This is a genomic window from Streptococcus sp. ALY_208 (assembly GCF_058314295.1).
The window spans coordinates 86194-98691 of record NZ_JBZFUI010000002.1; the positions used below are offsets into that span (position 1 = coordinate 86194).

The following is a 12498-nucleotide window of genomic DNA, read 5'->3' on the forward strand; positions in this document are numbered from 1 at the left end:
TGATACTCACAGTTAAAATAATCTCCCAATTAAGACTTTTTTAACGGCTATTCTTATCTTAACATTAAATGACAATTATTGCCACTATTTATAGAATTATTTCAAATCAATGAGTAGTTCTTTAATAATAGAAAGATATTAAAAGTTATTTTAGAGATTAAAAAACAGCTCTCACTCCCTTTTTGGACATCTCCAGAGGGAATGAGAACTGCTGCTGATACCTTATCACTGTATTGGGTGCTGTCTCTCCTATTATAAACTTATGCTCTTAAAATTTTTCTGACAAATTTCAATCAAACACCCCTTAGACTCTCATTTAAAGTGTCCAAGGGGGTCTGATTGTAACTTAATTAGGTGGGGGATATCTAATGATAAGATCTCAGAAATCGCTAAGTTTTAATTTATTTAGGACAGACGGCAGATGTGGGGATTAAGCGTAAGCTACAATACCGTTGCCACCTACCCAAACATTACGGCCTCCGTAACGAATGGTTTGATAGGTCGCCATTTTACCATTAGCATCAAAGTAGTAAACACGTCTATTGATCGTGACAAACTCTCCCTTAGCCTGACGGCCGTCTGCGTGGAAATATTGACGGACACGATTAATAGTTTGCCATCCAGTTACGGCAGCACCGTCACGGCCCATGTAGTACCAGTTACCAGTCTGCTTATTTTGAACATATCGGTTAGTAACGAGCTGACCCCAGTTGGTCGTAAAGTAATACAGACGATTATTAATTGTGGCAAACTCACCTTTGGCTTGATGACCATCCTCAAAGAAATACTGACGGATATTATTAATGGTTTGCCATCCAGTTACAGCCACACCGCTATTATTGAAATAATACCAGTTATGGTTTGACTGATCCTGAATATAGGTGCTTTTAGCTAGACTGCCATTATCAAAATAATAATGAAGACCTGTATTATCTCTGGTGAAACCTGATACTACTGTCTCAGTCGCTACACCTTGATCGTTGAACTTATAGTTTTTACCATCGATGACCAGCTCACTAGATACTAGCATGCTTCCAGAGTTGGGATCAAAATAATACTGTTTGCCATCAATTGTTACGAGGCTACCTTTAGCTTGAATACCATTTTGATCAAAATAAACTGTCTGCTCACCTATAGTCTTGAAACCAACAGCGACATTACCGTCATTTTCAACATATACCCATTTATCCTGAGATGTTGAGTACCAGCCAGAACGAGTCACCATGCGACCTTTATCGCGCTCAAAGAAATGCAAGCGACCGTTATTGTCTTTAGCGACTCCTCCTTTTAGCTGAACACCATCAGATTGGAAGTAAACTTGGTATCCTTCAACGGTTTGTAAACCGGTTAGCAAGGTACCATCAGATAGGCGGTAACCATATTGATTATTGCCAAGAACTTCCCAACTACCGCTCACATCAGGACTATCAATCAGATCACCACTTCGTGCATCAAAGTAGTATCTTTTTCCATCAAGAATAATACTAGTTCCTTTGGCTTGGAAGCCATAGGCATCAAAGTAGAGGGTACGTCCATTGATGCTCACAAGACCAATAGCTAGAGAGGCATCGCTATTATAGTAACGATATTTAGTTTGACCAGCTGCATTGTAAGCGACAAAACCAGTTTGGTTGACCCGTTTACCACTGTTATCGTAGTAGTAGGACTTGCCGTTTTCAGACCATACGCCGTTGCGTAGTTGCTTACCATTTGGCATAAAGAGATAGGTATCGTTGCCAATGCGGGTTTGACCGACTGCCATCTTACCATCCTCACCAAAATAATACCAACTACCATTGAGCTCTTTAAATTGGTTTTTAAGGGTAGTTCCATCAGCATCTTGGAAGTAAACCGCCCCATCTTTGTTGATCAAGCCGCTTGTCTCAGGACTACCATTCGTATTATTTAAAGCACTTGGCAAGTAGAATTTATCTGTCTCAAGATTGAAGTAACGGCTATTGTCACTCAAGACATACTTAGCACCACGTCCTAGGATGTTGGTACCATTCATGTATTTAGCTGACCAATTTTTAAGTTTGACAGAAGCATCGATTGGCTTTCCTGTCGAAATTTGACGGGTAGTAAAGAGTTCTGGATACAGGCTTTGCAGCTCATCTAAAAACTCACCGCCATATTGCTCTTGGTAGTCACCATAAGAACGCGTATTAACGACATAAGGTGTCCGGTTGATCTGAGCATTTCTGCGGGTATTACCATATTGGTCTACACGTGTAGCGGTAACAACTTCTTGACCTGGAAGATCATAAATTTGGTCTGGCACCCAGTCAGACAAAACCTTAATACCAGCCGCATGCAATCCTTTGATGGCTGCTGCTAGATCTTCTTTTGATCCATACTTGTTATCTTTACTCATGGCCATATCATAACGGTCTTTGAAGGCGTAACCATTCAATACTATAGAATCAAGGAAGCTCCCATCTTCGGTCGATACGTATTGCGGAGCCATTTCAAAGTGTGTGATTCCCCATGATTTGAAGAGATCACCATTTTGTGCAATGACCTTATTTGTATATTGTTCCGGTGTTTGGACAAAAGCTTGGAAGTTTGAAAATCCTTCGTAGATAACTTGGGAATCGAGAGCGTCTGATTGTGTGTAGATATTAGTCGTATTATTTTGAGCCGTACTTGGTGCTGTGCGAACATCCTGATTATCTGCTGCGCCTACTGGTACCCAGACTTGGAGCATCCCCGATACTTGGACATTGGCATAGCTATTAAGCTCAGAACTGCTAAAGCTCAAACGTCCTTGGCTATCGGTATATTTATACTGATTCGACGACACATCACTATCATTGAGGTAAGTTGCAATACCAGTTGAATTTGATAATAATAATGGACGATAGGCTTGATTACGGTGAGCTGCTCCCATGTTTAATGTCAGACCAGATGTTGAACGGAAGTTGGGATTGTTGTTCATCAGTAGAGCCATCCCTGATGTACGAGTTTCAGCTGTCCCTGCATCATTAAGGCTATCTGCCCCTTTACCAAAACGAACAGAGGCTAAAATATTCCCATTTCTAAGTTGGCTCGTTTGAATAGATTGACCACCCGCTACATATTTGATACGGCCTTTGAGCATGGTTGCTATAGCATCATGGAAGGGTGTTTTTGTAGCCATATACTGACCATCATCAGTATACATATCGCCATAGTAGACACGGGTCACGGTATCTTTATTTTGTAACATCCATGCATAAGCCATTGGAAGGTTGTTGGTGTAGTATTGCTTATCAGTGGCGTACATATCATCGTTATAGATTTCAAAGGCCTTATTGAGATCTTCTAAGGTGATATTGGTCAAGCCATCTGTATCTGACTTCCCTAAGCGCTCACGAATAATACGGGCGATACGTGTTTGTACTTCTGAGTCATGTGCACGGATGAAGACATAGTTAGGAATTGGATCGGCAGTCGACGATGAATTACGATTTTTGAGACCTGCAGTAGCCAATCCTAAGATATTGGAGCGTGAATTAGCCGGTGCTGTTAAGGCAGCCAGTAATTGTGTGCGTTGGTCATTGTCAATAGATAATGAAAAGTTGTTATTATCTCTGACATAATCATTGTCGTTGCCAGACCAAGCTTCAAGAATGGATAGATGATCAATAGCATTTTTCTCTGATTGATGGACACCGTATTTAGCCTTGTAATATTGTTCTTGGATTTGCAAGAGGTCAGCATCAACATTATCAACAGCATCCACACGAACACCATCAAAATTAGCATCGGCATCACCCATAACAATCTCCCCCCAATTCATGAGGTAATGGAAATGATTAAGATCCTCTGCTTGGACGATTGGATTAGAATTATCCACATCATTAGCCAGAAGCAATTCATATCCAGCATAACTAGATTTAAAGTATTTTTGACGTCCTGTTTGGAAGGTTGGGTTGCGATTGATCAAGCGGTAGTCTGAATTGGCATGCGGTGTCGCATCACTATTGGTATAAAGGAGAGCACCTCCCTGGAGATGGTCCTGATTTCCATAACTTGTATAGTCTTCAGACTCTATATTCCATTGTGATTGGCTTTTGACAAACTCGCTCATCTTGTTGCGCAGCCATGTTGTATTCCCCTCACTGCTGATACGACGCTCAATGCCTGTCTGGATCTCCTGAACTGCTGTATCAAGATTTCTTGCATTTTGAATCAGACCTTCATTGACCCAGAAATCAACATAAGCTTGCTTTGTAGCAGTATCTGGCCACCACGTCATCAAAATTGGACGCAGATCTTCTGATGTAGCAGCTGTCCAAGTTGTCCCTTCTTTTAAGATTTTACGTGGACGATACCAAGAATCAGCTGTCAAATAGCCATCAACCGCTTCAAAGTTGGCTGCCTCATTGGAATAAGCCTGATTATTGGCAACAAATGAATCAGCTACTTGATTATTTGGATTTGTATTGATTTGAGTAGTTGCTGGGAGCTCAGTTTGGGCTTCTCCAGTTTCTTCATCAAAATAGTAAGTTTTTCCATCAATAACAGCAGCGTAGTTTTTCAAGCGCTCGCCATTAGGATCTACATAGTAAGTCTTATCATCTACTGTTTGTAATTGCGCAGGTTGATCAGCAGATTGATCCAGTGCTTGAGCATCTGCCGGATTTCCTGTTGCAGCTTGGTCTGCAGTGTCTGTTGCTCGAGCAGTATCAGCTATCGCTTGAGGTTGGGTAGCTACTTGCACTTGATCAGATACATTAGCAAGACTATTTTGATCAGATACCACTGCATCTCCATTAGCTATAGCAGCCGTATCTTCAGCATAGACTGCTGGCCCTCCGGCAAGTGCAACGATAAACGACGCAACACTAATGGCTACCCACTTTTTCTTTACCTTGTGCAGCTTATAGCGTGTTTGTTTTTCCATTGTCAAGATTCTCCTTATGACTTGATATTTATTCGATAATTATAACTCCCAGTTTAAGATTTAATTATCTTAATTATTCTAACATTAAATAACTAAAATAAAAGCTTTTATTAATGAATGATACCTATTTGTAATATCGGCAAACTTTTATAGGGATGAAACGCACTGACACTAGATATCATCAGGAGTTTTTTCGCTATTTTGATATCATTTCTTGCTATTTTAGTCAAAAAACTTTTTAATCATTCTATTAAATGTCTTATCTATAACACCCTATTTTCTGGGTCATTGTCTAAAACTGGGTATTATCAAAACAGCCTGAGAATTACTCAGGCTGTTCTTTATGTTCCTCTCACAGTAGCTAATGTCACACCAGTCTTATGATGTGACAATTAGTATTGAGCTAAAAAATCTTAGTGGTATCAGGACTTTTTAGTTGAAGATTTCTTTGTTGTCTTTGATGATTTCTTTACGGGTTCTACTACTTTTATTCTGACACCTACACGGTCTTTAGTTCCATCAGGGTAGGTGACTATAACAGGTACCAATGGCAGCACTCCAATAGTATTTGTCTTTGGAATGGCTTTGGCATTTTCTAGTTTGTAGGTTGTTTCTTTGGGTGCGTAGAGATTGAAGACACGCTTCTCGATGGCTGCAGCCGTTAGCTTAGTGCCTTGTTGCACAACTAGGGGACTGACGATTGGAATATATTTTTGGGCATCAGTCTTTGTCGTATCTGCTGGATCTGGTAAACTGTAACGTTTTAAATTAATAAAAAGTGGTTGCTTAAGTTCAGGACTCATAATAGCATCGAGAGCCTCCTTAGAGGGTGTTGAACTATTCGTGCTTGATATAGTCTTAGGTCCCTGGTCTGATTCAGTACCTGCATTAGAAGCTATATAAGTCACTGAGGACTTCGGTGAGTTTACGCCTGCTTCTTCTTTAGTCTGGATTGGTTGAGACAGATCATCTGGATGGAGCACAGTTGCTTTATCTGTCAAATTTTCAGGTGTCGTTGTGACTTCATCAATAGTCAGTTGACTTTCTTGCCCTGAGATGGTTACTGCTGATGTACTTGAGGGTGACGGAGCAGCCTCATCGGCCCAAGCATAACCATTAAGTATTGCTCCTCCCAAGAGTAAACTAGCTAATATTGAGCTTTTAAGAAAACGCTTGGGAGTCTTCTTAGTAGAGTCAGCTAGTTGTCCAGTCCCATAGGTATTCCTAAGTACTTTGGTTGATTGATGGATGTTTGTCATAGATATCTCCTAAATAGTTTTTATGGCAGCTATTTAGCTGCCGTATGAATAATAACTGATAATTTGTTATCAGTCATTATCTTATGATAGGCTAAATATTTCAGACTTTCAACCCAGAATTTAGAAAGACCCTCTCACTTCATTTACTTTCAGCTACTCTTAACCTTGTTGATTGGCAGCAAACAAAGACGCTCAAATAACTAAAAAAAGCCAGAGCAAATTGCTCTGACTCTTAGGCTAGCTGACTATTGATACTGGTAATACCAATACCCTGTAAAAGATATCAGCAAAATTGAAAACTTCAAATCTTCTTAGATATAGATGACTTGACCATTTTCAACGACATAGCGTCCAGTTACGCTAGCACCGCTATTTTCATCGAAATAGTAACGACGACCATCTACAAAAGCCATTTGTCCCTTGAATTGACGTCCGGTTTCTGGATCAAAGTACATTGTCTTACCATCAATGACTTGCAATCCTTTAACAGCAGCACCTGTTGCATCATAGTAATACCATTCATTGGATCCTGCTGGCTCTTCTACGAAACGACCAGTAATCATGTCTCCAGAGTTAGCATCGTAGAAATGGCGTTGACCATCAATAGTAACACTAATACCTTTAGCTTGTTTACCGGTTTCTGGATCAAAGTAAAGCGTTTGATTATTAACCGTTAAACTTCCCTTGGCTAAGTAGCCATTTTGGTCAGCATAGTACCAATTATTGTCACCAGTAGTGAAGAAACCTGTCTTAAGTGCACCAGATTGTGCATCATAATAGCGTGTTTGGCCATCTACAGTAACAAAATCGCCTTTAGCTTGAATACCAGAATCAGGATGGAAGTAATAAGTTGTACCATCTACTACGACCTGTCCTTTGGCTTGTTTACCAGTCTTAGCATCAAAGTAGCGCCAGTTACCATCTTCTAGATAGAAACCACGAACAACATTACCATCACGATCAGATAAATACCAGTCATCACCATTATCTGTGAAGTAGTCGTTTACAATCTTAGCACCAGAATTCAAATCATAAAAGGCAATATTATTTCCTTGTGCATCTTGACGGAAGCCTTTGAGTTGGATACCTGTATTTTCATCAAAGTAAACTTTTTGACCATAGACTGTTTGCTCTCCTTTGAGCATACGACCATTGGCATCAAAGTATGCCCATTTACCTTCTTCAATTTCTTGGTAAGCGTCTTTGATCATATTTCCAGCATCTTTAGCAAAGAAGCGTGTAGCACCATCAACAGTTACTAATTGACCCTTGACTTGATAACCATCTTTATCAAAGTAATAAGTTACTCCATCAATTGTCTCAAGTCCCGATGCCATGACACCATCGGCATCAAAGTACCGTGCCAACAATGTGTTTGGATCTGTTGGTGAAACAAACTGATACCAGTTTGGTCCAGTGAATTTCACACCAGTTTTACCGTAGTAATAGCGGTTACCGTTTTGGTCTTCACGAATAGCATCTCGGAGTTGGACACCATTTGGCAATGAGTAGTACTCCTTACCATCAACCTTGTAACTACCTGTTGCTAGATAGCCATTTTCATCAAAGAAGTAATAGTTTCCACCTTCAAATATGGCTTGTGATACTGCCTTTTCACCAGATGTAGAATAATAAGTCATTCCCTTACCATCATGATAGAAACCAGTATTAGCCTTGGTATCTCCTGTTAAAGCAGCTGGCAAGAAAGTACCATCAGATGCTACTGTAAAGTAACGTCCTGTTGCATCATCGCTCAATACGTAATCAGCACCTTTCTTAAGGATATTTGTCCCATTGAGGTACTTAGCTTCCCAAGCCTTAATTTTAGTTGAGGTATCTAATTTTTGACCATTAGAAATCATTTCAACATCAAACATACTTGGGTATTTTGCCTTGAGTTCATCCAGAAACTCTCCGCCATAGACAGCTTGATAATCTTGACCACTACCGCGAGTATTGGCTGCGTAGAGGCTCTTATCAATAAAGGCATCTGGCGTTGGATTACCGTAGTTGTTCACACGAGTCGCTGTTACAACTTCTTCACCAGGAAGATCGTAGACTTGATCTGGAACCCAGTCAGCAATGGCTTGAATTCCTGCTGAGTGAAGTGCTTTAAGAGCATTGGCCAAATCTTCCTTAGAACCGTATTTATTGTTCTTACTCATTGCAAGATCGTAACGGTCATCGAAGGCATAACCGTTTTCGATAATAGAGTCGATAAAGGTACCATCATTTGTAGAAACATACTGTGGTGCCATCTCAAAGGAAGTAATTCCCCAATCCTTGAAAAGATCAACATTTTCAGCAATTACTTTGTTGGTGTATTGAGAATCATTTTCTACAAAATCTTGGAAGTTCGAGAAGCCTTCATAGATTAATTGCGAATCATAAGCAGCTGATGTGTTATAAGTCAAATCACCAGTCGTAGACTTGCTAGCTTCAACACGAATATCTTGACCATCTTTGGCTCCAACTGGTACCCAAACGGCTACATAACCGCTCATATCAACGGTTGAATAGCCTTGAACATCTTCAGCTGTGAAGGTCAGATTTCCCTCTGCATCTGTATATTTAACTAGGTTAGTATCGCTATCTTTAAGGTAAGATTTAACTCCATCTTTGGTACCAAGGAGCATTGGGCGATAAGCTTGGTTAGCATGTACTGCACCCATATTAACAGTGAAGCTATCATCTGCTGCTAATTTGAGATTAGGATCGTTACTAACCAAGACAGCCATACCAGACGTATGGCTCAGGTCTGTTCCTTGAGTGTCATCTGGTCTCATGATGTCTTGACCGAAACGGACAGAAGTCATTACTTCTGCACCAGACTCAGTCTTAGCCACATTCATTTGCTGACCACCAGCAACATAGGCAATGCGACCTCGCATCATGGTATCGATCGCATCGAAATATGGAGATTTCACAGCCATATATTGCCCGTTATCTGTATACAAATCTCCATAGTAGACACGTGGAATAGATTCCATGTTTGTCAGTAAGAGAGCGTACGCAGCAGGAATATTATAGTGTGTATAAGTTTTTTCAACCTTGTTCATATCCTCATTATAGATATCGAAAGCTTGTTTCAACTGATCAAGGGTGAAGGTGAAACCATCTGTCGTGCTATCAATTTTTTCTGCAATGATTTGCGCAATGATTGTTTGAACTTCAGAGTCATGGGCACGAACAAAGGAGTAGGTTGGAATAGTGTCGCCATAAGCATAGTTATTGCGACGTTCTTTGTTGTAAGAATCATCTATGAGGTGAGACAGTCCTTGACGCTGTTCCAAAGGACGTGCTAGGGTCCCAAGCGCTGCCAAACGAGAATAGTTATCAATAGAAATGGCTGCACCGTTGGTATCAACGTTATAGTAATTATCGTTGAAGCTCCAAGCTTCCAAGATTGAAAGATGAGCTAGGGCATCTGCTTCTGATTTATTGACACCATAATACTGTTCGAAATAATTAGTGTAAATTTGAAGGAGATCGGCATTGACGTTATCTACCGCATCAACACGCACACCATCAAAATTAGCCTCATCATCTCCCATGACGATCGAACCCCAGTTCATGAGATAGTGCAGTTGGTTGAGCATCTCTGCTTGAACAACTGGGTTAGAATTATCCACATCATTTGATAGCAAGAGTTCATAACCACCGATAGGATTACTATCAGCAAAGTAACGTTGCTCACCTGTTTGCGTAGTTGGTGTGCGGTTAATCAAACGATAGTCGGAATTAGCCCAAGGTGTCAACTCACTATTTTCATAGAGAAGCGCTCCATGTTGTAGGTGATCCTTGCGATTGAGATTTTCAGAATCAACATTCCATCTTGAACGTGTTGTCACGAAGGACGCCATTGTTTCACGCAACCATTGTGTATTATTTTCAGCTGTGATACGTTGCTCAATCTTCGTCTGAATTTGTTGAGCTGCAGCATTCAAGGCAACCTGAGAAGTCTCTGTTGTGAATGATTGGTCAGATCCTCCAAACACTTTAGACATGTAATTTAGGTAGGCAACTTGAGTATCCTTATCAGGCCACCATCCCATCAAGACTGGACGATAATCGTCTTGTTTTGAATTTTCCCATGTTTGGCCATTGCGGAGAATTTTGGCTGGACGATACCAGCTATTAGCTGTCAAATAACCATCTACAAGCTCAAAGCTATCTTGAGTTGAGTCGTAAGCACGGTTGTTGACAGAAAACTCATCCACAATAGGCGTTAAACCAACTGAGTAAGAGTGAGTAGAGGTACTGCTTAACTCACCAGTTTCTCCATTAAAGTATAAGATTTGCCCATCAACAGTAACTGCAAAGTTTTTCTTGTAACTACCATCTTCTTGAACATAGTAATATTTTCCATCAACTTTCTTAATATTATCCAGTGATAGAGCTGCTTTAGTTTCTTGTTCTGTAGGCTCTGCTGCAGGTGTTTGTACTTCTTGTACATCATTTGCAGGTTGTTGTTCTACAGCTTCTGGTGCAGGGGTTGTTGTAGCAGCCGCACCAGCATCATTAGTAGTAGTTTGATTATTTGCAGTGTCATCTGTCTGAGCTTGTTCAGATGTCTGATTAGCCTCAGTTGCAGCAGAAGACTGTTCATCTTGTGCTTGACCAGATGGATCAGCAGCATCTTGCTGTGTTGTTACTGCTACCTCTTCTGCTGAAACCTGATTGGCTTGAGTTGTAGCTCCACCTACAACTGTTAACAAACCTGCACTAGCTACTGCAATGGTTACCCATTGCTTTTTAACTTTGTGCAGTTTGTAGCGTAATTTTCTTTCCATTATGACGCTCCTTAATGAAGTGTATTTTTTAGTTAGGAATACTTAAAGTTCCCTAACTTGCAAGTATCTTAACATTTTTATGACGTCAATTCAATATTTAAGATGTCATTTAGTTTTATTGTTGATTTCATTTAGATGACATTTTTTGAGATGGATTTTGCATGCAAAATCCATCTATTTTTCAGAAAAAATATCACATCTTTTTCTGATATTTCCATCAAAAAAATCTAGATCCATCTAGATCTAGATTTTTCTTTAAAATAAATTTTTCTCAACTTCTTCTTTAATGCGTTGCCATTCTTTTTGTGCACGCTGTAGCTTACGGTGGTAATCCGCCAATCCTGTAGATGCATACTGGACGAGATAGTCTTGCTTAACTAAAGGAATCTGAGGGATTGGAATTTCAAGTAATTCTTCTGTTGAAATATTGAGAACCGACTTACCATGGTCAGCTCTTGCTAGATAGGCCATGCCTAGCTCGGATTCTAAAAATAATTTCAAATAATGGCCATTTAGCTGCTCTCCGGCTCTTAGTACAGTAATGTTGGCAGATGCGACAATTGGACGCCCCTGATCTTCAAATACTGCCACTTTTTTTACTGTCCCCTTAGATGCGACAAGGACATCCCCCGTTTCTAAAAGGTATTTTGAAATTTTTTCAGGTATCGCTTGAAATGTCTTAAGATTAGGATAATCAATACCAAATTCCGATATATTTGCTAAACTAACGTAGCTGATTTCTCCCGGCTCAGCTTTACTTGATACAGCCTTTCCTTTAAATGCTCTGGCCATATGCCCCAGAGGAATCTTGGGGACAGCTGTTTCAAGATAGTCTTCTATCATCACTATGGATCACTCCCTCTCCTTTTGATTCTAGAACGATTAACGAATGTACCCGCTTATCATACCCTATTTTCCTATAAAAATCAAAATAATTTACTACCTGTTCTGAGTCTATCTTATCGAAAGTCTTAACTTCATGAAAAAAGCTAGGAAGGATTTTCAGTCTTTCCTAGCTTTCAATATCTTATTTCTAGAGACTCTTAACAGCTGCAATAGCTGCTTGATAATCAGGCTCTGAATTTACATTTTCCAAGTACTCTGTATAGGTCACTGTATTATTTTCATCCAAGACCAAAACAGCCCTTGCTAATAAATGCCACTCCTTCATCAAAACGCCATAGCTCTTTCCAAAGCTATTATCAAAGTAATCCGATAGCATAATGGCATTTTCTAAACCTTCTGCACCGCACCACTTCTGCTGGGCAAAAGGCAGATCTGCTGAAATAGTCAGCACAACTGTATCATCCATATTGGACAGTTCCTGGTTAAAGGTCCTGGTCTGCGTTGAACACAAGCCGGTATCAATAGAAGGCACTATGCTAATCACCTTTTTCCCATTGTAATCGGACAGACTCTTGCGGGTCAGGTCTGAAGCGATCAGAGTAAATTCTAGAGCTCTATCGCCAACCTGTAGTTGCTTACCTTCTTCAAGGGTAACAGGTTCTCCACGGAATGTTGTCATATCAATCACCTTCCTTTATCTTTCATTTTCATG

Annotated in this window: 5 protein-coding genes; all 5 read right to left on the reverse strand. The window is 40.1% G+C overall.

What is annotated here, in order from left to right; all coding sequences use genetic code 11:
- Positions 1–430 precede the first annotated feature (430 nt).
- The 5 genes from AC4HAI_RS02765 to tpx all read right to left on the reverse strand — a co-directional run bounded on the left by AC4HAI_RS02765 (position 431) and on the right by tpx (position 12465).
- The gene (locus AC4HAI_RS02765; RefSeq protein ID WP_491079430.1) at positions 431–4888 is read right to left on the reverse strand and encodes a glycoside hydrolase family 70 protein; all 4458 of its coding nucleotides are present in this window, start codon (positions 4886–4888) and stop codon (positions 431–433) included.
- Positions 4889–5310: 422 nt separating this feature from the next.
- Positions 5311–6147, reverse strand: coding sequence for a Rib/alpha-like domain-containing protein (locus AC4HAI_RS02770; protein ID WP_491079431.1), 837 nt, complete (start codon positions 6145–6147; stop codon positions 5311–5313).
- 311 nt (positions 6148–6458) lie between these two features.
- The gene (locus tag AC4HAI_RS02775; protein ID WP_491110351.1) at positions 6459–10940 is read right to left on the reverse strand and encodes a glycoside hydrolase family 70 protein; all 4482 of its coding nucleotides are present in this window, start codon (positions 10938–10940) and stop codon (positions 6459–6461) included.
- Positions 10941–11195: 255 nt separating this feature from the next.
- Complete coding sequence (locus tag AC4HAI_RS02780; protein ID WP_491110456.1) at positions 11196–11789, reverse strand: restriction endonuclease subunit S; 594 nt, start codon at positions 11787–11789, stop codon at positions 11196–11198.
- Positions 11790–11973: 184 nt separating this feature from the next.
- Positions 11974–12465, reverse strand: a complete 492-nt coding sequence (tpx, locus tag AC4HAI_RS02785) for a thiol peroxidase (protein WP_491110353.1) — start codon at positions 12463–12465, stop codon at positions 11974–11976.
- Positions 12466–12498: the final 33 nt, after the last annotated feature.

Excerpts from the sequence above, each read along its gene's own strand:
- AC4HAI_RS02765 (WP_491079430.1), bottom strand. The coding sequence starts at position 4,888 with ATGGAAAAACAAACACGCTATAAGCTGCACAAGGTAAAGAAAAAGTGG.
- AC4HAI_RS02770 (WP_491079431.1), bottom strand. The coding sequence starts at position 6,147 with ATGACAAACATCCATCAATCAACCAAAGTACTTAGGAATACCTATGGG.
- AC4HAI_RS02775 (WP_491110351.1), bottom strand. The coding sequence starts at position 10,940 with ATGGAAAGAAAATTACGCTACAAACTGCACAAAGTTAAAAAGCAATGG.
- tpx (WP_491110353.1), bottom strand. The coding sequence starts at position 12,465 with ATGACAACATTCCGTGGAGAACCTGTTACCCTTGAAGAAGGTAAGCAA.